Here is a 24,896-nt window from a genome sequence, read left to right on the forward strand (position 1 = left end):
GATAAACCCCATGAGAGCCCGGGTACTCGTGGTCGACGACGACCCCGCCCTCGCCGAGATGCTCGGCATCGTGCTGCGCAGCGAGGGCTTCGTGCCGTCCTTCGTCGCGGACGGCGAACGGGCGTTGGCCGCCTTCCGCGACAGCCGACCCGACATCGTCCTGCTCGACCTGATGCTGCCGGGCATGAGCGGCATCGACGTGGCCCGCGCCATCCGGGGCGAGTCCGGCGTGCCGATCGTGATGCTGACCGCCAAGAGCGACACCGTCGACGTGGTGCTCGGGCTGGAGTCCGGCGCCGACGACTACGTGGTGAAGCCGTTCAAGCCCAAGGAGCTGGTGGCCCGGATGCGGGCCCGGCTGCGCCGGGGCGAGGACGTGGCGCCGGAGATGCTGACCATCGGCCCGCCCGGCAACCAGATCACCATCGACGTGCCGGCCCACACGGTCAGCCGTGACGGCGAGGAGGTGAAGCTGACGCCGCTGGAGTTCGATCTGCTGGTCGCGCTCGCCCGCAAGCCGCGTCAGGTGTTCACCCGCGAGGTGCTGCTGGAGCAGGTCTGGGGTTACCGCCACGCGGCGGACACCCGCCTGGTCAACGTGCACGTGCAGCGGCTGCGCGCCAAGATCGAGCCGGATCCGGAGCGACCCGAAATCATCCTGACCGTGCGGGGCGTGGGCTACAAGGCGGGTACCGGATAGCCTGGTCAGCACTGTGCTGACCTCGCTGCCCGAGTCGCCGACCCCCGCGCCCCGCCGGCTCTCCGCCGTGCGGGCGCTCTGGCTCGCCCTGACCGGCCGCGTCGCCCGGCTGGTGGCAGCCGTGCACCAGGCGTGGCGGCGGTCGCTCCAGGTCCGTGTGGTCACCATCACGCTTGTGGCGTCGAGTCTGCTTGTGGGCGGTTTCGCCTATCTGATCGCCGACAAGATCACCAGCATCCTGCTGGAGAACGCCGAGACCGACGTGCGGCTGCGGTTGAGCAACGGCAGCGAGTACGCGGCCAAGCAGTTCAACCTCTACAGCCAGCCGCAGGAGGCGCAGCTCCAGAACACCATCGACGGCACCGTCAACTACCTGGCCGGTGGCGACCCCACCCAGACCAGCGGCGTGGTGGTGGCGATCACCGCCGACAACTTCGCCGAGTTCATCGAGCCGCGGACCACGCCCGACGTGCCGGTGGACACGGTGATCGGCGACGAGTTGCGGGCCACTGTCGCCTCGGGCAAGGTCGCGCACCAGATCCGTACCGGCTCGCTCGGCGGCGAGCGGACGAAATACCTGGTCTACGGCTCCCCGGTGCCGACCAAGTTCGGGCAGGTCGAGCTCTACTACCTCGTACCGCTGGCCCGGCAGGACGCGACGGCGGCCGACGCCCGCGCCACGGTGGTCGCCACCGGCGTGGCGCTGGTGCTGCTGCTCGGCCTGCTGGCCGCCCTTGTCACCCGCCTGGTGGTGACGCCGGTACGGGTGGCAGCGCGCACCGCGCAGCGGCTCTCCGCCGGCCTGCTGGACCAGCGCATGGTGGTCTCCGGCGAGGACGACCTCGCGCTGCTGGCGGCCTCGTTCAACCAGATGGCGACGAACCTGCAACGGCAGATCCTCCGGCTGGAGGAGATGTCCCGGCTGCAACGCCGGTTCACCTCCGACGTCTCGCACGAACTGCGGACGCCGCTGACCACGGTCCGGATGGCCGCCGACCTGATCTTCGCCGAGCGCGACGAGTTCGACCCGGCGGTGGCCCGCAGCGCCGAGCTGCTCCAGGCCGAGCTGGACCGGTTCGAGGAACTGCTCACCGACCTGCTGGAGATCAGCCGGTTCGACGCCGGTTTCGCGGTGCTGGACAGCGAGCCGACCGACCTGGTGCCGGTGGTGCACCGGGTCACCGAGCGGCTGGCCGGGCTGGCCGAGCGGGTCGGGGTGACCATCGAGCTGGACCTGCCGGACACTCCGGTGATCGCCGAGGTCGACCCGCGCCGCGTCGAGCGGGTGCTGCGCAACCTGGTCGGCAACGCGGTCGAGCACGGCGAGGCCAAGCCGGTACGGATCACCCTGGGTCAGGACCGGAGCGCGGTGGCGATCACCGTGCGGGACCACGGAGTCGGCCTCAAGCCGGGGGAGGAGAAGCTGGTGTTCAACCGCTTCTGGCGGGCCGATCCGTCGCGCGCCCGGCAGACCGGCGGCACCGGGCTGGGCCTGTCGATCAGCCTGGAGGACGCCCGCCTGCACGGCGGCTGGCTGGAGGCGTGGGGCGCGCCCGGGCAGGGCGCGCAGTTCCGGCTCACCTTGCCGGCCCGGGCCGGGGACCGGCTCACCACCAGCCCGCTGCGGCTGGTGCCGGCCGACGCCACGGTGCCGTTCGGCGGCCCCCGCGACGGCGAGCTGTCCGCCATCGGGCCAGGCGGCGGCGTCGCCGCGCTCACCGCCGGACCGGCCGCCGGTGGCGACCACGCGGAGGCGCGGCCGTGAGGCGCCGCGTCCTGACCCTGCTGCTGACCGGCGCGCTGCTGCCGGCCGCGCTCGCCGGATGCGGCATCCCGGACGAGACCGACGTGCAGGTGGACGGCTCGGCGCCGGCCGCCGAGTCCGGGGTGCTCAACGGCAGCCCGGCCCGGCCGCCCGAACCGGCGGACAGCAGCGAGCCGGTGCCGTTCGTGGAGAACTACCTGCGGGCCGCCGCGGCCGGGGAACGCGACCAGGCGTACGCCCGGGCCCGCAAGTTCCTCGCCGCGGAGGCCCGCGACCTGCTTTCCGGCAAGCCGCAGACCAGCGAGATCGAGCTGACGGTGGTGCGGCTGCGGGAGAAGCCGGAGAGCACGCCGCCGAACAACCAGGGCACCAGCACCGTGACGCTCAAGGTGCAGCAGGTGGGCGTGCTGCGCGCCGACGGCACGCTCGGCCCGCCGGTGGCCAGCGAGACGCAGTACGTCTTCGAGCTGCGCCGGGCCGAGCCGGCCGGCACCGGCCTGCTGATCACCGAGCTGCCGAACATGCTGCTGGTCAGCGACTCTGCGGTGCGCGAGTACTACCGCCCCCGCACCGTCTACTTCTGGAACCCCGACCTGACCCGGCTGGTGCCGGACCAGCGCTACCTGCCCTCGTCGGCGCCGACCGAGCGCCGGATCACCGAGGTGATGAAGTGGCTGGCCGACCGCCCGTCGGACTGGCTGTCCCCCGCCGTGACCGGGCTGCCCGACGGCACCCAGCTGATCAACAACGCGACCGGCACGGACGGCCACTGGGAGATCAACCTCAACATGCCGGGCGCCAACGAGCAGCGGCTGACCCGGCTCGGCACCCAGCTGGCGTGGTCGCTGTCGGACCTGGACGGCCAGGTCGACCTGAAGATCCAGAACCAGAAGCGGCTCACCGTCGACCTGCGGCGGGAGCGGGTCTCGACCGCCGCCTATCCCCGGGGCGGCGACCCGATGCGGTACGCCGTCTACGACGGCGCCGTCCGTCCCCTGGCGTTCGGCACCGAGTCGCGGGCCGCCGCGCCGCTGCCGCCCGCAGAGAACCGCAACGTGGTGTCCGCGTCACTCGCCCGCGCCGACGACCAGGTGCTCGCCGCACTCGTGGTGACCGGGGCGGACAACCGCAGGCGGCTCAAGGTGGGCACCGGCCCGGAACCGGTCGCGACACTCAGCCCCAGCGACCGGACGTTCCGGGCGATGAGCCGTCCCACCTGGCTGCGCTCGCTGAACAAGACCCGCCCGGCGGGTCTGGTGGCGGCCGACGGGCGGCTCTACCGGTTCGACGGCACGGGCCGGATGAGCGAGATCCCGCTGTCCGTCCCCGGGCCGGTGACGGCGGTCGCCGGTTCCCTCGACGGGCACCGGATCGCGCTGGTCTCCGGCGGCGCGGTCTTCGTCGCCGCGGTGAGCGCCGACGGTGGCGGGGCCAGCCTCGGACAGCTCCGCCGGGTCACCACGCTGCTCACCGGCGTGACGGTGGTGGACTGGGTGGCGGAGAACGAGCTGGCGCTGGCCGGCAACGAGGCGGACCGGCGCTCGGCGATCCACCAGGTCAGCGTGGACGGCGCCTGGGAGACCCCGCTGACGGTGGAGATCGGCGCCCCGGTGACCCAGCTCGCCGGATATCCGGGCGGCGGCGACCGCGGCCTGGCCGCGTTCTCGTTCATGTTCGAGACGGACGGCGCGGCCTGGCGGAACAACCCGTTCGACTACGTCAAGCGGGAGCAGGTGCTCGACGTTCCGGCCGGCAGCCGGGCGACCAACCCGACCGCGCCGTTCTTCCTCTACTGAGCCGCGCGTGCGTGACCTGGGCGGGCTCTGGTCGGACCTGACCGACCTGGTGCTGCCCGCCGGGTGCGCCGGCTGCGGCGCGGGCTCGGTACGGCTGCGGCACGGCTTCTGCGGCGGCTGCGTACGGGAGCTGGAGTCGCTGCGTCCCGCCCCGACGAGGCCCGATCCGGCCCCGCCCGGCCTGCCGCCCTGCGTCGCGCTCGGCCCGTACGGCGGCGCGCTGCGCGAAGGGCTGCTGGCGTACAAGGAACGCGGCCGGCACGGGCTGGCCCGGCCGCTTGGCGCGCTGCTGGCCGAGGTGGTCGCGGCGGCCGCGGGGCCGCCCGGCCCGGTGACGCTGGTGGCGGTGCCCGACACCGCCCGCGCGGCCCGGGCCCGCTACGGCGACCACCTGGACCGGCTGGTCCGCCCGGCCGCGGCCCGCCTGCGCGCGGCCGGCTGGCCGGTACGCGTGCTGCGCCCGCTGCGGGCACTGCCCCGGACCGACTCGGTGGCACTGGACAGCGCCGGACGGGCCGCCGCCGCCGAGGCGGCGTTCCGGTTGCGCCGCCCGCCGGCCGGACAGCGGCCGGGGGAGACCGTCGTGCTGCTCGACGACATCGTCACCACCGGCGCCACGCTCGCGGCGGTGAGCCGGATGTTGCACCGCGCGGGAATGACGCCAAAGGCCGCGGCCGTGCTCGCCGCAACGCAAAAGCGGCACCGTCGGTGACGCTTCGTGTATCCGTTTCACCCCTTGGTGTATGAGCTGTTAAATTTCGCGACCGCCTTCGGCAACCAGGGGTGACGGGTGGCCGTACAGGAGTTAGCGTTTCGGTGTCGGGGGTAGTGAGGGTCAAACCTTCCCCCGGCACTGGAAGGAGGCGTAGCCGAACAACACCGGTCGACGCCGAGCGGGGCCCTCCCGGCGCGTCGACCGGATCTGATCCGGACCGAACGACCGTCCGAACAAGGGAGGTCACGTGGACATCGTGGTCAAGGGCCGTAACGTCGAAGTGCCGGACCATTACCGGGTGCACGTAGCCGAGAAGCTCGCGAAGATCGAACGCTACGACCAGAAGCTCATTCGCGTGGACGTCGAGTTGTTCCACGAGCGCAATCCACGCCAGGCGGACACCTGCCAGCGGGTGGAGATCACGTGCGTGACGCGCGGCCCGGTGATCCGGGCCGAGGCCTGCACGAACGACTTCTACAGCGCGCTCGACGCCGCCATCGCCAAGCTGGACACGCGATTCCGCCGCGCGGCGGACCGTCGCCGGGTACACCGCGGGCGGCACGCGCCGATCTCCGTGGCCGCCGCGACCGCCGGCCTGCCAGTGGCCGACCTCGACGGTCCCGGCCTGGCGGCGCTCGACGGCCACGGCACCGCCACCGCGGTCGCCGAGCGCCCCGACGAGAGCGGCTACACCGAACCCGACGACCAGCCGTGGCACATCGCCCGGGCGAAGGTCCACCCCGCCGAACCGATGACCGTCGACGACGCGCTGTTCCAGATGGAACTGGTCGGTCACGACTTCTACCTGTTCCAGGACAAGGAGTCCGGCCGCCCGAGCGTGGTCTACCGGCGGCACGCGTACGACTACGGGATCATCCAGCTCGACACGTGACCCCTTGACCGGTCAGGACGGGCCCCGCGCGGGGCCCGTCCTCAGTTCTCGTCGGTGGCGAGCCGGCCGTAGACCACCGAGTCGACACGGACGCCGTCCGGGCCGGGCAGCCGGCCCCGCAACAGCCCCTCCCGCCGGAAGCCGGCCCGTTCCAGCACCCGCTGCGAGGCGATGTTGTCCGGCCGGGTGCCGGCCCACAGCCGGGCCACCCCGACGCCGAACGCCCACCCGGCGACCAGCCGTACCGTCCGGGCCGCCAGCCCGCGCCCGCGCGCCTCGGGCAGCAGGCTGTAGCCGAGCATGGCCTGCCCGGTGGCCGGCTCGTCGTAGAACAGCGCGCACCCACCGACGACGGCGCCGGTGGCCGCGTCGAGGATCGCCAGGTCGGCGGCCTCGCCCGCGAGCCAGCGGCTCGCCGCCAGCCGGCAGCGGCGCGCGAGCGCCGCCCGCTCCGGCGCCACCGGCGGCACCCGGTTCGCCACCACCTCCGGCAGCGAGTGCAGCCGGTACAGCGCGTCAGTGTCCGCCGGCTCCACCGGGCGCAGCGTCACCACGCCGTCGGTGAGCCGGCCGTCCGGCAGGTCCGGCAGGAGGCGGGCGACCGGCCCGGGCGGGTCGTCGGCCAGCCGCACCCAGGCGATCAGATCCTGACGTACGCCGTCGCCGTCCGCGCCGGCCGCCCGGCGTACGCCCTCGTGCCGGTAACCACAGGCCAGGGCGATGCGCTGGCTCGCCACGTTCTCCGTCCGGGTGAGCAGCTCCAGCCGGGCCGCGCCGGCGGCGAACGCCCGCCCGGTCAGCAGCCGGGTGGCGGCGGTGGCCACGCCCCGGCCGCGCGCCGCCGCTCCCACCCAGTAACCGATCTCGTACGTCGACCGCTCCGCGCTGAGCCGGGTCAGCCCGATGCTGCCGAGCAGCCGGTCGGTGGCCGGGTCGGCGATCGTGTACGCGGCCCCGCCGGCTGCCCACGCCGCGGGCGCGCCCTCGTCGATCCACCAGCGGGCGGCGTCTTCGTCGTAGGGGTCGGGCAGCAGGGGCATGAACCGGCGGATCTCCGGGTCGGTGCACCCGGCCACCATGTCCGGTACGTCCGCGAGGTGGCACGGCCGCAGCCGTACGCCGTGCCCCTCGATCGTCTCCGGGGTCACGCCAGGTCGCCCGGCAGCAGGCCGCCGATCCAGACGTCCTGCCGCTCGCCGCGGTGCTGGACGCCGCCGCGCAGCGTGCCCTCGACGGTGAAGCCGGCCTTCTCGGCGGCCCGCCGCGAGGCGGTGTTGCCCACGTTCGCCCGCCACTCGATCCGGGCCAGGCCGAGCGTGGTGAAGCCCCAGGTGCACACCGCGGCGAGCGCGGCCGGCAGGTAGCCCCGGCCGCGCGCGTGCGGCGCTGTCATGTAGCCCACGTCGGCCACCAGCGGGTCGTTCGGCAGCAGGCGCAGGTCGATCGAGGCGACGTACTCGTCGTCCGGGTCGGCCACGGCGAACGTCACCGCTGTGCCCCGCGCCCAGGCCGGGCGCACCAGGTCGCGCAGGAAGCCCTCGGCGTGCTCCGGCCGGTACGGGTGCGGCACCGTGGTCCAGCGGATCGTCTGCTCGTCCTGACAGGTGCGGGTCACCGCGGCCAGGTCGCGTTCCTCCAGCGCGCGCAGCCGCAGCTCGGTGTCGCCGGCGGTGGCGAACAGGACCGGCTGCGGCCGGCCGAAGACCGCCGCGCGGCGGGCCTGGAGCGTGTCCGGGCCGTAGGGGACCGGGTCGCCGGCGGCGGCGACCTCGCCGGGGAGCAGCGAGCCGATCCAGCCCTCGGTCCGGCCGCCGGGGCTGGGGTCGGCCAGTCGCAGCTCACCCTCGATCCGGAAGCCGGCGCGCAACGCGACCAGCCGGGAGGCGTGGTTGCCGATCTCGGCCTGCCAGGTGAGCCGGCGCAGCTTGAGCGCGTCGAACGCCCAGCGGGCGAGCGCGCGGGTGGCGCGGACCGCGACGCCCCGGCCCCGGGCCCACGGCGCGGTCCAGTAGCCCACCTCGGCCGAGTCCCGCGCGCGGTCGACGGAGACCAGGCCGAACGAGGCGAGCAGCTCACCGGTGCCGGCGTCGCAGACCGCGAAGAGCGCAGCGGTGCCCCCGGCCCAGGCGGTGGCGCTGATCGTGGTGACGTACTCCGTCGCGTGCTCCGGCAGGTACGGGCGAGGTACGGTGGTCCAGCGCTGGATGTCCGGATCCTGGCAGGCACGGTGCACCGCGTCGGCGTCCTCCGCGCGCCACGGGCGCAGCAGCAGGCCGTCCTCGATGATCTCCACAGGCTCCATTCGAGCCATCGTGCCGGATCGTTCGCGCACGGCGTAACCCGATTAGCGGCCGGTGGCGCACGGTCGCGGCGTTATGTCGGGTTCCGGAGCCCGGACCGCCGCCACCAGTGACCATCGTCGCCTCGGAGCGCCTACGATGGTTCGAGACCGTCTAGGGGAGCGTTGATCCGTGTCGATTCTGGAAAAGTTCCTTCGCGCCGGCGAGGGCCGCATGGTGCGTCGGCTGAAGGCCATCGCTGCCGCCGTAAACTCGATCGAGGACGACTACGTCAACCTCAGCGACGACGAGCTGAGCGGCATGACCGAGCAGTTCAAGGAGCGGCTCGAGGATGGCGAGACCCTCGACGACCTGCTGCCCGAGGCGTTCGCGGTGTGCCGCGAGGCCGCCTCGCGGGTCCTCGGCCAGCGCCCCTACGACGTCCAGGTGATGGGTGGCGCGGCGCTGCACTTCGGCAACATCGCCGAGATGAAGACCGGTGAGGGAAAGACGCTCACCTCGGTCATGCCGGTCTACCTGAACGCGCTCGCCGGCAAGGGCGTGCACGTGATCACGGTGAACGACTACCTGGCCGAGCGCGACGCCGCCTGGATGGGCCGCGTCCACGAGTTCCTCGGCCTGCGCGTCGGCGTGGTGCTGCCGAACCGGCCCGCCAGCGAGCACCGCGCGGCCTACGAGTGCGACGTCACCTACGGCACCAACAACGAGTTCGGCTTCGACTACCTGCGCGACAACATGGCCTGGTCGAAGGACGAACTGGTCCAGCGCGGCCACTTCTTCGCCGTGGTCGACGAGGTCGACTCGATCCTGATCGACGAGGCGCGTACCCCGCTGATCATCTCCGGTCCGGCCGAGCACTCCGCCCGGTGGTACCAGGAGTTCGCCACGGTGGTGGCCCGGCTCCAGCCCGGCACCGACGGCGAGGGCGACTACGAGGTCGACTACGCCAAGCGCACCATCGCCATCACCGAGCGCGGCGTGGCCAAGGTGGAGGACCGCCTGGGCATCGACAACCTCTACGAGTCGGTGAACACCCCGCTGGTCGGCTACCTGAACAACGCGATCAAGGCCAAGGAGCTCTACAAGCGCGACAAGGACTACATCGTCAACGACGGTGAGGTCCTGATCGTCGACGAGTTCACCGGCCGCATCCTGCACGGCCGCCGCTACAACGAGGGCATGCACCAGGCGATCGAGGCCAAGGAGGGGGTGGAGATCAAGCAGGAGAACCAGACCCTGGCCACCATCACCCTCCAGAACTACTTCCGCCTCTACGAGAAGCTCTCCGGCATGACCGGTACCGCCCAGACCGAGGCGGGCGAGTTCAACAAGGTCTACAAGGTCGGTGTCGTGACCATCCCGACGCACCGGCCGATGGTCCGGCTCGACCGGCCCGACGTCATCTACAAGACCGAGAAGGCCAAGTTCAACGCCGTCGTCGAGGACATCGCCGAGCGGCACGAGCAGGGCCAGCCGGTGCTGGTCGGCACCGTCTCGGTGGAGAACTCCGAGATCCTGTCGCACATGCTGCGCCGCCGCGGCATCCCGCACTCGGTGCTGAACGCGAAGTTCCACGCCAAGGAAGCGGAGATCGTCGCGCAGGCCGGGCGCAAGGGCGCGGTCACCGTCGCGACGAACATGGCCGGCCGCGGTACGGACATCCTGCTCGGCGGCAACCCCGAGTTCCTCGCCGCGAACGAGCTGCGCCAGCGCGGGCTCGACCCGGTCGAGCAGCCGGAGGAGTACGCCAAGGCGATGGAGGAGATCCTCCCGACCTGGAAGCAGGCGTGCGACGTCGAGGCGGAGGAGGTGGCCGCCGCCGGTGGGCTCTACGTGCTGGGCACCGAGCGGCACGAGTCCCGCCGGATCGACAACCAGCTCCGCGGTCGCGCCGGCCGGCAGGGTGACCCGGGCGAGTCCCGCTTCTACCTGTCGCTCCAGGACGAGCTGATGAAGCGCTTCCGGGCCGGCGCGGTCGAGGCGGTGATGGACCGCTTCAACATCCCGGAGGACGTGCCCATCGAGTCGAAGATGGTCACCCGCCAGATCAGGAGCGCCCAGGCCCAGATCGAGGGCCAGAACGCCGAGATCCGCAAGAACGTCCTCAAGTACGACGAGGTGCTGAACAAGCAGCGCCAGGTGATCTACGCCGAGCGCCTCCGGGTGCTCAACGGCGAGGACCTGTCCGACCAGGTTCGCAACATGATCGACGACGTGGTGACCGCGTACGTGGTCGGCGCGACGAGCGACGGCTACGCCGAGGACTGGGACCTCGACCAGCTCTGGTCGAGCCTGAAGCAGCTCTACCCGGTGGGGATCACCATCGAGGAGCTGGAGGAGGAGGTCGGTTCCCGCTCCGGCATCGACCAGGACTTCCTGCTCGCCCGCCTCAAGGAGGACGCGCACGCCGCGTACGACAGGCGCGAGGAGAACCTCGGCGAGGAGGCGGTCCGCCAGCTCGAGCGCATGGTCCTGCTTCAGGTGATCGACCGTAAGTGGCGCGAGCACCTCTACGAGATGGACTACCTCCAGGAGGGCATCAGCCTGCGGGCGTACGCCCAGCGCGACCCGGTCATCGAGTACCAGCGCGAGGGCTTCGACATGTTCGCCTCCATGATGGACGGCATCAAGGAGGAGACGGTCGGCTTCCTCTACAACCTGGACGTCCAGGTCGAGGAGGCGGAGCCGGAGGCCGAGGAGGTGCAGCTGCTGGACAAGCCGGTGGAGATCCGGGCCAAGGGTCTCAACCGCGCGCCGCAGCAGCAGGGCCTGCAATACTCGGCGCCCGCCGTGGACGGCGAGGCCGGCCGGGGCGCTCCGGTGATCGAGCGGCCCGAGCAGCAGGCGCCGGCGCTCGGCATCGGCCAGCAGTCCTCGGAGCGCCCGGCCGCCACCACGCCGCGCCGTGCTCCGGCCGGTGCGAGCGGCCAGGCTGTGGCCGCCAGCACCGCCCGGCGGGCCGCTCCCGGTCAGGTCGACGGCGGCGAGGGCCCGTCCCGGAACGCGCCCTGCCCGTGTGGCTCCGGCCGCAAGTACAAGCGCTGCCACGGCTCGCCCAACGGCGGCAACTGACCCCGAACACGCGCCCCGACGGGCCCCGGCCACCAAGGCCGGGGCCCGTCCCCGTCCCCGTCCCCGCCCGCCCTACCCGCCCCGCGCCCGCCCTACCCGCCCCGCGATCTTGCAGTTTCGGCCCTCGTTGTGCCCGATTCATGCCGGTATCGGGGGGCGGAAAGTGCAAGATCGGCGTCGGTGGAGGCGCGGGCGTGGGCCGGAGAGCCTCGTTCGCCGGGTTGCTGCGGCGAGCCTCCCGTTAGGCGAGATTGGCGTTCCGGCTGGTGGGAGCGGTGGAGATCTTGGTAGGAAAGGGCCCCTATGAGGGCCGTTTGGTACCAAGATCTCCGCTGGGAGCTGGGAGCTGGGAGCTGGGAGCTGGGAGCTGGGAGCTGGGAGCTGGGAGCTGGTTGGCTGCGCCCGCTCGCAGATCGGCGCGGATGGCCGCGGCGCGGCGAACCGGGTCGGGGAGGCGATGGCCCCGCTCAGAGGACGTCGAGGACGAGGCACAACCAGGTGCCTCGGCGGCGTTCCAGGCGTATCGCGACGGCCCAGCTCGCGCCGCCGGCGCCGGCGAACACGGCGGTGGCCTCGACCGCACCCGCGCGGGGCTCGCAGACCCGCAGGCGCCGCAGGAGCAGGGCCGGCCGGGCGGTACGGCGGCGGGCCGGTGTCACCCGGCGGGCCGCACGGGTCAGCTCGGCGGCCACCGGGCCGGCCGACTCGGGCACGCAGAGCGGCCGGAGCTGGCCGGGCGGCCGGAAGCCGTTGACGATCTCCAGGAAGGTGCGCACGAACAGGTGCGCGGCCCGCGCTCCCTCGGGTGTGGCGGAGGTGAGGGCTGACGCCTGCGCACCGGACCAGCGGGGCCAGGCGGGTGCCGGGTCGGGGGCGCGGCCGGCGGGGCGTGCGGCGGAACGGCGGCGCAGGTCGGCCAGGTCGAGCGTGAGCTGACCGACGGGACTCCAGAGCGGTTCCTCGTCGGTGCACGGCGGGTCGAGCGGCGGGGCGGGCCGGAGACGGACCGGCGGGCGGGGTGCGCTGGGACGGCGGGTGTCGACCATCTCGAATCCTTGCGTTTGCCTTCGTTTGCCTCCGACAGGCTCTTATCTTCCCGGACGCGGACGACCGCCGTCAATGGCAGGCGGTCCCCGGGCGGTCACTCCTCGTCGCGCTCGCCGAGCGGGTTGCCGCGTACCCATTCGGCCGTCTCGGCGTACTTGCGCTCGATGTATTCCTCCAGCCGGGCGCGCTCGACCCGCCACTGACCCCGGCCACCGATCTTGATCGCGGGCAGTTCGCCGCTGCGGACCATGTGGTAGACCTGCGAGTCCGACACGTTCAGCTCGGCGGCGACGTCGGACAGCAGCAGGAACCTCGACTCCACGGTGTGACTCCCGGGGTTGGTTGCGTTTGCTTCAGTTTGCCATCACCAGGTGACATCGCCGCGCTCCCGTTCGGGAGACACACCGGCGGGAGACTTCACCCGCGCCGGTGCCGGGTGTATGACGGTCTCGGCGTACGGCATGATCGGCGCCCGGAGTCGGCGTCCGCCGACGATCGGCCTGAGTGTGGGAGTGACCGGTGACCGACGAGCTTGTCCGGGTGTACCTGCCGGCGACCGTTCCCATGCTCGCCCGGCTGCGGGAGGAGGGGCTGAGCGCCGAGGCGGCGCACGCCGTGACCCCGGAGCTGCGTGAGTGGTACGCCGAGGGCGACGAGGAGGAGCTGGAGTACGTGGCCTTCACCCGGGCCGCTCAGGACGCGCTGCTCCTGCTCCGGCACGACCCCGCCGCGCCCCGGCGACGGGTGGTGGTCTCGGCCGACCTGCCGGCCCGTGCGGTCGACCGGGTCGGCGGTGAGCTGGGGTCGAGCGTGGTCCGGCCGGCCGGGCCGGTGCCGGTGAAGTCGGTCGCCGCGCTGCACGTGGACGGCGCGGACGCGGTCGAGGACGTGGCAGCCGCCGTCGACGTGGTGGTGGAGGCCCAAGCCGGCGACCCGGACGCCCAGTTCACCGTCGACGGCACCGAGGACCACGAACTGGAGTGGTACGACGTGACCGAGCTGGACCTGCTCCTGCGCGAGGCGGGCTGACCGGGCCGGTTCAGGCCGCGGGCTCGTCCTCGTCGTCGTCCACCGGGCGCGGCCCGAGCGTGCGCCCGAAGACGATGAGCGTGGTCAGCGCGCCGACGAAGAGCACCCAGATCCCGTTGTCGACCCGCGAGGTGCCCAGCGCGGTCTGCGCCACCTCGTCGGCCTCGCTGAGCGCGGCGGCCAGGTCGAGCAGCCCACGGCCGCCGACCCGGATGATCACCTCGGTGAGCAGCAGGAGCAGGCCCGCGCCCGCCCCGGCCACCAGGTAGGCCGGCCAGCGCAGCGGCGACGCCGCGCCGTCGCGGCGTTCCGCCCGGCGCCGGGACCAGGTCAGATAGAGGTACGCGGCCAGGCCGGCCAGCAGCCCGGCGAGCAGCGATTCGGTACGCGAGACCCACTTCGCGGCGTCGAGCACCGACTGCTGGGTCTCCCCGGCGCCGAACAGGTCGGAGAGCGGATCGCGGACGCGGCTGAACAGCACCACGAAGATCTGCGCGGTGAGCGTGGCGAGCGTGATCGCCCCCACCACCCGGGCCTGGCGCGCGCCGGCCGTCGCCCCGCCGATGATCGCTGCCGCCGCCGCGGTGCCGGCGATGGTGTTCGTGGTGGCGTTGTCCGCGTACGTCAGGTTGATCGCCACCGCGGTGACGAGCCCGACCAGGAGGCCGGTGCCGACGGCGGTCAGGAAGCGCAGCGTGGCGCGGCCCAGCCGGTTCGTCGCGAGCAGGGCCATTGTGGCGCCGGTGACCAGCGCGGCGGTGATGACGCCTGGCAGCGCGTACGCGGAGAGGCTGATCGCGGTGACGCCGGCCGCCGTGGAGTGGATCGCCTCGCGGGTGGACCAGAGCATGGCGGCCAGCCACCCGACCGAGAGCAGGGCGAGCACGACCGCGCCCGGCGCGAACTCCGGCCGTCCGCCGGTGACAGTGCCCTCGTCCCCATGCGCGGGTCCGACTGCGTCCTCGCCCGTCGGAGCCTCGCTCGCCGGTGTCTCTCCCGCCGGTGCCTCGGCCAACGGTGTCTCTCCGGAGGACGCCTTGACGGGGGACGCCTTGACGGAGGACGTCTCGACGGTGGCCCCGTCGCCCGTGGTCGGCCCGACGGCCTCGGGCTGATCCGTCTCCGCGGCCGTGGAGCTGCCGGGCTGGTTGCTCATCGTCTTCCCTTCGACGGTCGCCGGATGTCCCCGCGCCGGGCCGGGCAGGTCACCGGTCATCCAGCGTACGCGGCGCATCACCACTCCTCGGGCGGGCCGTGTGCCGTCTGCGCCTTGATCGACTGCAGTACGCCGATGTGGTGGCATCCGAAGGGCTCGGATACCGCCGTTTCCCCGAGGTGGAGTGGATCAGTGTCCGATAACCGCGAGGCGCGGTGCCCGGGAACCTGAGGCGGGGCCGGGTGGAAGGTCAGGCGGCGCGGCCTGCGGATGGTTGCCTTCCTGCTCCATCGGCGGCACGGTGTCGTGTGGCGGGCACTGCTCGCGCGGTCGTATTGCGGGTGCCGCTCGCACGGCTGTTCCTGCCGATCTTCGGGGCGGTTCATTGTGCGGCCGCTGTTCGGGTGGGCTGGCGCTGACCGATCCTCGGGCTGGTCCTGTGCCGCCGCTGTTCGAACGGGCAGGTGTCGGCCGATCCTTGGACGGTCCTGTGCAGGCGCGCTTACCCTCGTCCGCCAACCGCGCACAGATGGCCGCCTCGGCAGCCTGCTGGGCGGTGATCGCGTTCCCGACGTGTCGCCCGAGCGTTGATCGGCTGCAGTACGCCGATGTGGTGGTATCCCGTGGGCTCGGATACCGCCGCTTCCCCGAGATGGAGTGGATCAACGGTTGAGTAAGCGCCAATGAATCGTCGATCAAATGGGTTGTGATCCGATGTTTCGTCGGATGTGGGTGGGCGGCGGCCGAAGGTCCGGAGACGGCCGGGCCGTCCGGTGTACCGGGGAGGCGCGGCCTGCGGGGGCGTCTCGTGACAGAATCGGGCCAGGTCCCGCCGCCGCTGACCCCGCGGTGTCCGGCGTCCGGCCGCCGGCCGGCGCCAGCGGGTCCGGTTTCGCCGTCGCCGTCGAGATCGCCAGGAGCCTGTGATGGACGCCGTGTTCTCCGTACCCGAGCCGCTCAACGAGCCGGTACACAACTACGAGCCCGGCAGCGCCGACCGGGAACGGCTCCAGCGGCGGCTGGCCGAACTGGCCGCCGAGCGGATCGAGCTGCCGATGACGATCGCCGGCGAGCGCCGGATGGCCGGCGGCGCGTCGATCGACGTGGTGCAGCCGCACAAGCACGCGCACGTCCTCGGCGTCACCGGGCACTCCACCCACGACGACGCCCGCGCCGCGGTGAAGGCTGCCAAGGACGCCGCTCCGATGTGGCGTGCGCTGCCGTTCGAGGAGCGGGCCGCCATCTTCCTGCGCGCCGCCGACCTGCTCGCCGGCCCCTGGCGGGACACGCTCAACGCGGCCACCATGCTCGGCCAGTCCAAGACCGCCGTCCAGGCCGAGATCGACTCGGCGTGCGAGCTGATCGACTTCCTCCGGTTCAACGTGCACTTCGCCCGGCGGCTCCTGGCCGAGCAGCCGCTGTCCTCGCCCGGGGTCTGGAACCGCCTCGACCACCGGCCGCTGGAGGGGTTCGTCTACGCGATCACCCCGTTCAACTTCACCGCGATCGCCGGCAACCTGCCGTCCGCGCCGGCCATGCTCGGCAACACGGTGGTCTGGAAGCCGTCCCCGACGCAGCAGTTCGCGGCGCACTTCACCATGCGCCTGTTTGAGGCCGCCGGCCTGCCGCCCGGTGTGATCAACATGGTCACCGGGCGCGGCGAGGAGGTCTCCGAGGTGGCGCTGGCCGACCCGGACCTCGCCGGCATCCACTTCACCGGCTCGACAAAGGTGTTCCAGCACCTGTGGAAGACCGTCGGCGACAACATCGCCCGCTACCGGGGCTACCCCCGGCTGGTCGGCGAGACCGGCGGCAAGGACTTCGTGGTCGCGCACTCCAGCGCCGACGTGGACGCGCTGCACACCGCGCTGATCCGGGGCGCCTACGAGTACCAGGGCCAGAAGTGCTCGGCCGCCTCCCGGGCGTACGTCCCGCGGTCGATCTGGGAGGGTGGGCTGCGCGACCGGCTCGCCGCCACCGCCGACTCGCTGACCTACGGCGACGTGACCGATTTCAGCAACTTCGGCGGCGCGGTGATCGACGACAAGGCGTTCGGCCGGCACACCGCCGCGCTGGAACTGATCAAGGGTGACGACTCCTGCCGCATCCTGGCCGGCGGCACCGCCGACGACTCGGTCGGCTACTTCGTCCGGCCGACGCTGTTCGAGTGCTCCGACGCCGCACACGAGACGTTCACCACCGAGTACTTCGGGCCGATCCTCGGCGTACACGTCTTCGACGACGCCCGCTTCGACGAGGTGGTCACCCAGGCCGAGTCGATCGCGCCGTACGCGCTGACCGGGTCGATCTTCGCGACCGACCGCCGGGTGGTCGACCAGGTGGCGGAGAAGATGCGGTACGCCGCCGGCAACTTCTACATCAACGACAAGCCGACCGGCGCGGTGGTCGGGCAGCAGCCGTTCGGCGGCGCCCGGGCCAGCGGCACCAACGACAAGGCGGGCTCCTGGCACAACCTGGTCCGCTGGATGTCGCCGCGGACGATCAAGGAGACCTTCGTCCCGCCGACCGATCACGCCTACCCGCACATGGGCTGAGACCCTCGCCGGAGGGCCCGTCCCGGCCGGGGCGGGCCCTCTTCCTCATCCGACAGTGCACATCGGACCCGTCATCGGGTGCCGAAATGAGCAAATCCTGGACGCCAGAGCCGACAAAGTGGCAGCTTAGAGGGCATGGCGGAATCCGGAGTCAACCCGACGGCAGCAGCTCTGCTCGGTCTGCTGCACGACGGCCCGATGACTGGCGGCCAGTTGATGGCCGCCGCTGAGCGCCGGCTGGCGCCGTACTGGTCGATGACCCGCAGTCAGGTCTACCGGGAGCTGCCGGTCCTGGCCGAGAAGGGTCTGGTGCGTCTCGGCAAGCCCGGGCCGCGGATGAGCCAGCCGTACGCGCTGACGGCGGCCGGGAAACGGACATTCTCCCGCTGGCTGGCGGAGAATCCCGGCAAGGACACCATCCGTAACCCGATAGCGCTACGGATCGCGTTCGGTGACCTGCACTCGTCGAGCCAGCTCAAGAACCTGTACGCGACGGCGAACGAGTACCACACCGAGGCGCTGGCGGCGGTGCGGGAGCAGGTCAAGAACGCAAAGAAGGAAGGCGACAGCTACGACGCCAGCGCGCTGGAGTTCGCCGTCGCCTACCACAAGGCGGCGCTGTCCTGGCTGAAGACCGCGCCGGTCGGCTGACCACCTGCGGCGGCCGGGCCAGGATAGGCAGTAGTCTTGTCTGTCGTGACCGCTGCCGATTACGCCGAACAGCTCAAGGAACTCGACGCCACGCTGCGCAACATCGAGGCTGTGCTCGACCTCGACAAGCTGCGCGAGCAGAAGGCCCGGCTGGAGCAGGAGGCATCCGCCCCCGACCTCTGGGACGACCAGGCCAAGGCGCAGCAGGTGACGTCGCAGCTGTCGTACGTCAACGGCGAGATCACCAAGCTCGGTGACCTGCGCTCCCGGCTCGACGACGCCGGGGTGCTGCTGGAGCTGGCCCAGGCGGAGGACGACCCGGGCGCGCTGACCGAGGTCGAGTCGGAGATCACCGGGCTCACAAAGGCCATCCAGGAGATGGAGGTCCGCACGCTGCTCTCCGGCGAGTACGACTCGCGGGAGGCGCTCGTCGCGATCCGGGCCGGCGCCGGTGGCGTGGACGCCGCCGACTTCGCCGAGATGCTGCTGCGGATGTACCTGCGCTGGGCCGAGCGGCACGGCTACCCGACCGAGGTCTACGAGACCTCGTACGCCGAGGAGGCGGGCCTGAAGTCGGCCACCTTCACGGTGAAGGTGCCCTACGCCTACGGCACGCTCAGCGTCGAGTCCGGCACGCACCGGCTGGTGCGGATCAGCCCGTTCGACAACCAGGGCCGCCGGCAGACCAGCTTCGCCGGGGTCGAGGTGCTGCCGGTCACCGAGCAGACCGACCACATCGACATCCCGGAGAACGAGGTCCGGGTGGACGTCTACCGGTCGTCCGGCCCGGGCGGGCAGAGCGTCAACACCACCGACTCGGCGGTGCGGCTGACCCACATCCCCACCGGCATCGTGGTGACCTGCCAGAACGAGAAGTCCCAGCTGCAGAACAAGGCCTCCGCGATGCGGGTGCTCCAGGCCCGGCTGCTGGAGCGCAAGCGGCAGGAGGAGGAGGAGAAGCTGGCCGGCCTGAAGACCGGCAGCACCAGCTCCTGGGGCGACCAGATGCGCTCGTACGTCCTGCACCCGTATCAGATGGTGAAGGATCTGCGTACCGAACAGGAGACGGGCAATCCGTCCTCGGTCTTCGACGGTGACCTGGACAGCTTCATCGAGGCGGGAATCCGCTGGCGGAAGCAGCAGCAGCTCAGCGCTGACAGTGCGTGATCACGGTTGGACGCAGCGCGTCATCGATCTCGGGCTGACCGGGTAAATCGATGACGCGCACCGCTTCTGCGGGGCGTGGGGCTTGGCTCTGCGGTTACACCGCGTAGACTACCGACCCGTGATTCAGCTTGAGCAAGTGACGAAGACGTACCCGAAGGCGTCCCGGCCTTCGCTCGACAACGTGTCCGTCTCGATCGAGAAGGGCGAGTTCGTCTTCTTCATCGGTCCATCCGGCTCCGGCAAGTCCACCATCATCAAGTTGCTGCTGCACGAGGTCACGCCCAACAAGGGCCGGGTCGTCGTCAACGGCAAGGACGTCACGTCGATGCGTTCCTGGAAGCGACCTCACTTCCGGCGTTCCATCGGCTGCGTCTTCCAGGACTTCCGGTTGCTGCCGAACCGCACCGCGTACGAGAACGTGGCGTTCGCGCTGGAGGTGATCGGTAAGACGAAGGCGGTCGCCCGCCGGGTCGTGCCGGAGGTGCTGGAGCTGGTCGGTCTCGGCGGCAAGGAGCACCGCTACCCGCATGAGCTCTCCGGTGGTGAGCAGCAGCGTGTCGCGGTGGCCCGGGCGTTCGTCAACCGGCCGCTGATCCTGCTGGCCGACGAGCCGACCGGAAACCTGGACCCGGACACCTCGATCGAGATCATGCGCCTGCTGGACCGGATCAACCGCACCGGTACGACCGTCGTGATGGTCACGCACGACTCCAACATCGTGAACCAGATGCGGCGCCGGGTCATCGAGATCGAGAGCGGCCGCATCGTGCGCGACCAGGCCCGCGGCGTCTACGGCTGAGCCGGACGACGTTCCGTAGACCCTGACGACGAAACCTCACGCCGGAGAGCCGGAGGAATATCCCGATGCGGATGAAGTACGTCCTGTCCGAAGTACTGGTCGGGCTGTGGCGCAACGTCACGATGACCATCGCCATGATCATCACAATGGCGGTGTCGCTGTTCATGCTGGGCGGCAGCGGCCTTCTCTACCAGAAGGTCGGCGACATGAAGGACCTCTACTACGAGAACGTCGAGGTCTCGATCTTCCTGAAGACCGATGCCACCAAGGAACAGGTCGACGCGCTGGGTCAGCAGCTCGATCAGGACCCGCTGGTCAAGGACTCGACGTACGTCAACAAGGAGCAGGCGTACGAGCGCTTCCAGCAGATGTACGCCGACGCCCCGGACCTGGTCAGCGCCGTCAAGCCGGACCAGCTTCCCGAGTCGTACCGGGTGAAGCTGAACGACCCGGAGCAGTACAAGGCGATCTACGACAAGTACAAGACCGCCGAGGGCATCGACACGATCGTCGACCAGAGCAAGCTGCTCGACAAGGTCTTCGGCGTGCTCAGCGGGTTCCAGAACGGCGCCCTCGCGATCGCCATCGTGATGGCCGTCGCCGCCCTGCTGCTCGTCGCGAACACCATCCAGGTCGCCGCGTACAGCAAGCGCCGTGAGGTGGCGGTCATGAAGCTCGTCGGCGCGTCGAACTGGTTCATCCAGGCGCCGTTCGTGCTGGAGGCGGTGGTGGCCGGTCTGTTCGGCTCCATCCTGGGCCTGCTCGCGTTGGTCGCGGTGAAGCTGCTGTCGGCCGGCAGTTCGATGGCGGCCCTGGAGGGCCTCATCACCCCGATCTCCTGGTCCGAGATCTTCCTGACCTTCCCGCTGATGGCCGCCGTCGGTGGCGTGGTCAGCGCGGTCACCGCCTGGGTCACGCTCCGCTTCTACCTGCGGGTCTAGTCACCTCGTACGGCTCACCGAGGGCCCTTCCGTGCCGGAATAAACGGCGCGGGAGGGCCCTTGTGGTTCCGGTAGCATGATCTCCGCTCGCCGGCCGGTGGCCGGTGAGTCGATCAGGAAGGGGGTGGCGCCGATGCCACGGGAAAAGGGTCGCAAGGTGGTCGCCTCCAACAAGAAGGCACGCCACGACTACGCCATCCTCGACACGTACGAGGCGGGCATGGCGCTGACCGGCACCGAGGTCAAGTCGCTGCGGGCCGGGCGGGCGTCGCTCGTGGACGCGTTCGCCCAGGAGCGTGACGGCGAGATCTACCTGCACGCCATGCACATCCCGGAGTACGCCCAGGGCACCTGGACGAACCACGAGCCCCGGCGTACCCGCAAGCTGCTGCTCAACCGGCTGGAGATCGACCGGCTGCTGGGCAAGCTCAAGGAGAGCGGCCTGACGCTGGTGCCGTTGCAGGTCTACTTCTCCGACGGCTGGGCCAAGGTGGAGATCGGCCTGGCCCGGGGTAAGAAGTCGTACGACAAGCGCCAGGACCTCGCCAAGCGGGACGCCGCCAAGGAGATCGCCCGGGCGGTCGGCCGGCGCGGCAAGGGTATGGCTGAGTGATTCGTCCGGTTCGTCCGGTTGCCTGCGTCGGGCGGGCCTCGGGATGAAACCGGTTGCGCCAGGCGTTAGGCTTGGTGTGCTGCCGACAGGGGCAGCGCTTCGAGGGGGTGACTGGTTTCGACTTCGTACGCAGCGACAGGGGAAGCGAGCCGAGGAAGCCGACGTCGTCTCGAGAATCGGTCGTCGGAAACCAATAAGCGCCAAGAACAATCGCGCTGACTTCGCTCTCGCCGCCTGAGGCGAGTAGCAAGTCTGTCGGCCTGGGAGCGCCTTCGACCCAGTTAGCCGGCATCAGCTAGAAGGCTGGCCAATCGGACCCGGTCGCGGGGTCCGTGCGGCGAGATCAATCAGCGACTGGGCCCGTCACACCAACTTGCTCGCGTGAGCGGTGGGGCCGAGTAGAGGCACAGCGAGCTGCGCTCGGAGAAGCCCTGACAAACCGGCGAAGGACCCGGGTTCGATTCCCGGCACCTCCACCACACAGACTGTGCGCCCCGTCCACCCGGACCGGGGCGCACAGTCGTCTCCGAGGCCGGTGACACCTCGCGGGGCTGCTGATGCCGATGGGGCAGATGAGGCGGCACCGACCGCTGGACAGCGCCCGGAACCGGGTCCACCATCGCCATACGGGTTCGCACCCAGCAGCGGGAGGTGTCCCATGGTCACCAGTCCGATCCAGCAACCGACCGCCGTGCTCCCGAGCGCCTCCGGTGACCTGCGCGCCCTCGGGCGGGCGCTGGCCACCGCCGGGCCGCGCTGGCGGGAGCGACTCCTCACCGATCTGGACCCCGTCCGGCGGGGGTTCACCGAACACGTCCGCGTCACCGAGGGAGCCGGCGGCCACTACGCCGACCTGGTGCGCGCCGCGCCACGCCTGGACCGGGGCGTACGCCTGCTGGTCGGTGAGCACGCCGCGATCAGCGCTGCGCTCGCCGCGCTCCAGCACGCCGTACGCCTGCCAGGGGTGTCCGCCGCGGAGGTACGGGCCCGCACCCACGGTCTGCTGCGCGCGCTCGACCGGCACCGGCGGCACGGCGCCGACCTGCTCTGGGAGGCGTACCAGGCCGACCTCGGCGGCGAGGACTGAGCCCGGGGAACCGGCCGGGACGGGCACGCGTCCAACCCCGTATGCGTCGCGTGCTCGCCCTGCTCGGGATCCCGTTGCTGGCCCTCTCCGCCTGCGCCACGCCCGGTGCCGATCCGGGGGTGGCCACGCCCGCCGGCCCGGACCAGCGGCCCGCGTTCACCGAGCGGGCGCGGGAGGTGGCGGCCGGCTGGCGGCCCGTACCGGGCTGGCACGACGGGTACGTCCCGCTCCAGGACGCCACGGTGCTCACCGGCGACCCGGGCACCACCGCGGAGACGAAGACGGCGTTCAACGCCGGCTGGTACCGGGACCAGATCCCGATCCCGGCCGACGTGCCGAAGGACGGCACGATCCGGTTCCCCGACGGCACGCTGCGGGTGCCGCTGGTGAGCGCCGCCGACGCGTACGCCCAACTCCACCAGGGTGATCCGCCGCCCTGCGACGGGCGTCCGGCCGCACCGGATCCGGCACCGACCGGGCGACCCGGCCCGAACGACCCGGTGTCGACCTCGGCGCCCGGCGCGTGCGTGGCGCTCACCGTGACCGGGGTGCGGCTGGGCAGCGCGCCGGTGTGGACCAGCCGAGGGCGTGCCGAGGTGCCCGCCTGGCTGTTCACCGTGGAGGAACTGGCCGTACCCGTGGCCCGGGTCGCTGTCGCGCCGCGCGTGACCGGCCGGGTTCCCGGCGGCGCGGTGCCCGGCACGCCGCTCCCGGCGGGCCTGGTGTCCGCGCAGCAACTACGGGCGGTGGAGGGCAACCGCATCGACTACCTGCTCGGCGTCGGCGCCTGCGACAGTCCGCCCACACCGCTGGTGCTGGAACGGCCGGACGTGGTGGTGATCGGCGGCGCCGTGGTCTCGCCCACCGGCCCCTGCACCCAGCAGCTCGTGCTGAAGCCGGTCAGCGTCACGCTCACCGCGCCGGTGGGCGGGCGCGTGGTGCTCGACGCCGGCAGCGGCGCCCCGCTGATCGTCCAGCCCGGCTGAGGCTCACAGGATCCGTGGCACGTCGGTGCTGATCGGCACCGGCAGCACCGTCGGTCGGTCCGAGGCGAGCGCCGCCTCGAGCGCCGCGCCGAGCCCGTCCGGCGTGGTCACCTCACCGGCGCACCCGTAGCCGTGCGCCACCGCCGTCACGTCCAGCCCGGGCAGGTCCAGCGCCGGCACGCCAGGGGTGTGCTTCAGCTCGGCGAACGCCTTCAGGATCGCGTACTGCTGATTCACCGGGACCACGACGGCGAGCGGCAGACGCAGCCGCGCCGCCGTCCACAACGCCTGGACCGAGTAGTGGAACGAGCCGTCGCCGACCACCGCGACGACCGGGCGGCCACGCCCGCTGTCGCGCTCGGCGAGCGCCATGCCGACCGCCGCCGGCAGCCCGAAGCCGAGGCCGCCGCTGGCCATCGTCAGGTACGAGCGCGGCCGCTCGATCGGCAGCCGGCGGCGCAGCGCGGCCAGGTTGGACGGCGACTCCTGTACCAGCACCCCGTCCGCCGGCCACGCGTCCGCCAGCGCGGCGAACAGCGCGTCGGCGCTCGGCGGGTCGGCCGGCTCGGGCGGGGCCGGCTGCGGGCGCGGTGACGGCGCCGCCCGATCGGTCGGCGGCAGCAGCTCACACAGCGCGGCCAAGGTCAGCCCGGCGTCGCCGAGCAGGCTCTCCCCGACCGGGGCGCGGGCCGCCTCGTCCGGATCGTCGGTGACGTGCAGCAGCCGCGCGTCGCCGGGCAGGTAGTCACCGGGCACGTGCGGGTAGTAGCGGAACACCGGCGCGCCCACCACCAGCACCACGTCGTGGCCGCGCAGCGCCTCCGACAGCGGCCCGATCGCGTACGGCAGCACGCCCCGGAAGTGCGGATGCCGTTCGGGGAACACGGCGCGCTCCGGTGCCGGGGCGGCCCAGACCGGGGCGGCCAGGCGCTCGGCCAGCGCCACCGCGTCCGGCCAGGCGTCCGACCGGTCCACCGCCGCGCCGAGCACCAGTGCCGGGGCGCGGGCGGCGGCCAGCGCGCCGGCGAAGCCGCGCAGCCGGTCCGGGTCCGGCGCGATCCGGGTGGCGACGGTACGCACCTGCGGCGGCGGGTCGGCCGGACGGTCCCAGTCGTCCATCGGCAGGGAGAGGAAGACCGGTCCGGCGGGGGGCTGCACCGCCGAGGCGTACGCCCGCATGAAGGCCGCCGGGATGTCCTGCGCGCGGGCCGGCTCGTGGGCCCACTTGACGTACGGCTGGGCCAGCTCGACCGCCCGGGGGCTGGCCAGGCGCGGCTCGATCAGCAGCATCTCGCGGGTCTGCTGGCCGGCGCTGACGATCAGCGGGGTCCGGTTGTGCCAGGCGGTGACCAGGTTGCCCATGCCGTTGCCGGTGCCGGGCGCGGTGTGCAGGTTGACGTGCGCGGGCCGGCCGGTGCCCTGGGCGTAGCCGTCGGCCATCGCGACCGCCGACGCCTCCTGAAGCGCGTGCACGTAGTGGAAGTCGTCCGGGAAGTGCTGGAGGAACGGCTCCTCGGTCGAGCCGGGGTTGCCGAAGACGGTGGTCAGGCCGAGCGCGCGCAGCAGGTCGTAGGTCGCCTCCCGCACCGTCGCCATCGCCGGCTGCCTCCGTTCCGCACGCGGAT

Annotated in this window: 21 protein-coding genes and 1 other RNA gene; 16 read left to right on the plus strand and 6 right to left on the minus strand. The window is 71.9% G+C overall.

Annotated features, from left to right (window positions below; genetic code table 11):
- Positions 1-10: 10 nt before the first annotated feature.
- From mtrA to raiA, 5 genes are all read left to right on the plus strand, one after another.
- Positions 11-700: an MtrAB system response regulator MtrA gene (mtrA, locus tag O7546_RS03465; protein WP_088969953.1), complete on the plus strand. Its 690-nt coding sequence runs from the start codon at positions 11-13 to the stop codon at positions 698-700.
- Positions 701-713: 13 nt separating this feature from the next.
- Positions 714-2,465, plus strand: a complete 1,752-nt coding sequence (gene mtrB / locus O7546_RS03470) for an MtrAB system histidine kinase MtrB (protein ID WP_194798459.1) — start codon at positions 714-716, stop codon at positions 2,463-2,465.
- On the plus strand, positions 2,462-4,261 hold the full coding sequence (locus O7546_RS03475) for an LpqB family beta-propeller domain-containing protein (RefSeq protein ID WP_194798458.1): 1,800 nt from the start codon (positions 2,462-2,464) through the stop codon (positions 4,259-4,261). The genes mtrB and O7546_RS03475 overlap by 4 nt, the downstream gene beginning before the upstream one ends.
- Before the next feature lie 7 nt (positions 4,262-4,268).
- Positions 4,269-4,973 carry a phosphoribosyltransferase family protein gene (locus O7546_RS03480; RefSeq protein WP_194798457.1) on the plus strand — a complete coding sequence of 235 codons (705 nt, stop codon included), beginning with the start codon at positions 4,269-4,271 and terminating at the stop codon, positions 4,971-4,973.
- A 250-nt stretch (positions 4,974-5,223) separates the two neighbouring features.
- The gene (gene raiA, locus O7546_RS03485; RefSeq protein ID WP_091418726.1) at positions 5,224-5,868 is read left to right on the plus strand and encodes a ribosome-associated translation inhibitor RaiA; all 645 of its coding nucleotides are present in this window, start codon (positions 5,224-5,226) and stop codon (positions 5,866-5,868) included.
- A gap of 41 nt (positions 5,869-5,909) precedes the next feature.
- Here raiA and O7546_RS03490 read toward each other — a convergent pair whose 3' ends face one another.
- Together O7546_RS03490 and O7546_RS03495 are read right to left on the minus strand one after the other, a co-directional pair.
- Positions 5,910-7,016, minus strand: a complete 1,107-nt coding sequence (locus O7546_RS03490) for a GNAT family N-acetyltransferase (RefSeq protein WP_194798455.1) — start codon at positions 7,014-7,016, stop codon at positions 5,910-5,912.
- Positions 7,013-8,170: a GNAT family N-acetyltransferase gene (locus O7546_RS03495; protein WP_194798454.1), complete on the minus strand. Its 1,158-nt coding sequence runs from the start codon at positions 8,168-8,170 to the stop codon at positions 7,013-7,015. The genes O7546_RS03490 and O7546_RS03495 overlap by 4 nt, the downstream gene beginning before the upstream one ends.
- 169 nt (positions 8,171-8,339) lie before the next feature.
- Here O7546_RS03495 and secA point away from each other — a divergent pair, with 169 nt between their 5' ends.
- Positions 8,340-11,240: a preprotein translocase subunit SecA gene (gene secA / locus O7546_RS03500; RefSeq protein ID WP_194798453.1), complete on the plus strand. Its 2,901-nt coding sequence runs from the start codon at positions 8,340-8,342 to the stop codon at positions 11,238-11,240.
- Positions 11,241-11,707: 467 nt separating this feature from the next.
- Here secA and O7546_RS03505 read toward each other — a convergent pair whose 3' ends face one another.
- Together O7546_RS03505 and O7546_RS03510 are read right to left on the minus strand one after the other, a co-directional pair.
- Entirely contained in the window at positions 11,708-12,286 is a 579-nt protein-coding gene (locus O7546_RS03505) for an Rv3235 family protein (protein ID WP_281600439.1), read from the minus strand.
- A gap of 95 nt (positions 12,287-12,381) precedes the next feature.
- The gene (locus tag O7546_RS03510; RefSeq protein ID WP_013474124.1) at positions 12,382-12,609 is read right to left on the minus strand and encodes a helix-turn-helix domain-containing protein; all 228 of its coding nucleotides are present in this window, start codon (positions 12,607-12,609) and stop codon (positions 12,382-12,384) included.
- Between the two features lie 197 nt (positions 12,610-12,806).
- Between O7546_RS03510 and O7546_RS03515 the strand changes: the two genes are divergently transcribed.
- On the plus strand, positions 12,807-13,316 hold the full coding sequence (locus tag O7546_RS03515; RefSeq protein ID WP_281600440.1) for a hypothetical protein: 510 nt from the start codon (positions 12,807-12,809) through the stop codon (positions 13,314-13,316).
- Between the two features lie 10 nt (positions 13,317-13,326).
- Here O7546_RS03515 and O7546_RS03520 read toward each other — a convergent pair whose 3' ends face one another.
- The gene (locus tag O7546_RS03520; RefSeq protein ID WP_269698042.1) at positions 13,327-14,472 is read right to left on the minus strand and encodes a hypothetical protein; all 1,146 of its coding nucleotides are present in this window, start codon (positions 14,470-14,472) and stop codon (positions 13,327-13,329) included.
- A gap of 926 nt (positions 14,473-15,398) precedes the next feature.
- On the opposite strand from O7546_RS03520, the gene pruA reads away from it, so the two are divergent.
- The 9 genes from pruA to O7546_RS03565 all read left to right on the plus strand — a co-directional run bounded on the left by pruA (position 15,399) and on the right by O7546_RS03565 (position 23,271).
- The gene (pruA, locus tag O7546_RS03525) at positions 15,399-17,027 is read left to right on the plus strand and encodes an L-glutamate gamma-semialdehyde dehydrogenase (protein WP_281600441.1); all 1,629 of its coding nucleotides are present in this window, start codon (positions 15,399-15,401) and stop codon (positions 17,025-17,027) included.
- Between the two features lie 135 nt (positions 17,028-17,162).
- Complete coding sequence (locus tag O7546_RS03530) at positions 17,163-17,678, plus strand: PadR family transcriptional regulator (RefSeq protein WP_013284223.1); 516 nt, start codon at positions 17,163-17,165, stop codon at positions 17,676-17,678.
- Between the two features lie 45 nt (positions 17,679-17,723).
- Positions 17,724-18,845, plus strand: a complete 1,122-nt coding sequence (gene prfB / locus O7546_RS03535; protein ID WP_194798449.1) for a peptide chain release factor 2 — start codon at positions 17,724-17,726, stop codon at positions 18,843-18,845.
- Positions 18,846-18,963: 118 nt separating this feature from the next.
- Complete coding sequence (gene ftsE, locus O7546_RS03540) at positions 18,964-19,644, plus strand: cell division ATP-binding protein FtsE (protein ID WP_013284225.1); 681 nt, start codon at positions 18,964-18,966, stop codon at positions 19,642-19,644.
- A gap of 65 nt (positions 19,645-19,709) precedes the next feature.
- A complete protein-coding gene (gene ftsX, locus O7546_RS03545; protein ID WP_194798448.1) occupies positions 19,710-20,585 on the plus strand; it encodes a permease-like cell division protein FtsX in 876 nt (291 codons plus the stop codon).
- A gap of 133 nt (positions 20,586-20,718) precedes the next feature.
- The gene (smpB, locus tag O7546_RS03550; RefSeq protein ID WP_116511188.1) at positions 20,719-21,198 is read left to right on the plus strand and encodes an SsrA-binding protein SmpB; all 480 of its coding nucleotides are present in this window, start codon (positions 20,719-20,721) and stop codon (positions 21,196-21,198) included.
- Positions 21,199-21,301: 103 nt separating this feature from the next.
- Positions 21,302-21,677, plus strand: a transfer-messenger RNA (tmRNA) gene (gene ssrA, locus O7546_RS03555).
- Between the two features lie 179 nt (positions 21,678-21,856).
- A complete protein-coding gene (locus tag O7546_RS03560) occupies positions 21,857-22,285 on the plus strand; it encodes a hypothetical protein (protein ID WP_194798447.1) in 429 nt (142 codons plus the stop codon).
- Positions 22,286-22,326: 41 nt separating this feature from the next.
- Entirely contained in the window at positions 22,327-23,271 is a 945-nt protein-coding gene (locus O7546_RS03565; protein ID WP_194798446.1) for a hypothetical protein, read from the plus strand.
- A 3-nt stretch (positions 23,272-23,274) separates the two neighbouring features.
- On the opposite strand, the gene mdlC is transcribed toward O7546_RS03565, so the two are convergent.
- A complete protein-coding gene (mdlC, locus tag O7546_RS03570; RefSeq protein ID WP_269696176.1) occupies positions 23,275-24,867 on the minus strand; it encodes a benzoylformate decarboxylase in 1,593 nt (530 codons plus the stop codon).
- Positions 24,868-24,896: the final 29 nt, after the last annotated feature.

The sequence above is a fragment of the Micromonospora sp. WMMA1976 genome (genome assembly GCF_027497335.1).
GTDB classification, from domain to species: domain Bacteria; phylum Actinomycetota; class Actinomycetes; order Mycobacteriales; family Micromonosporaceae; genus Micromonospora; species Micromonospora aurantiaca.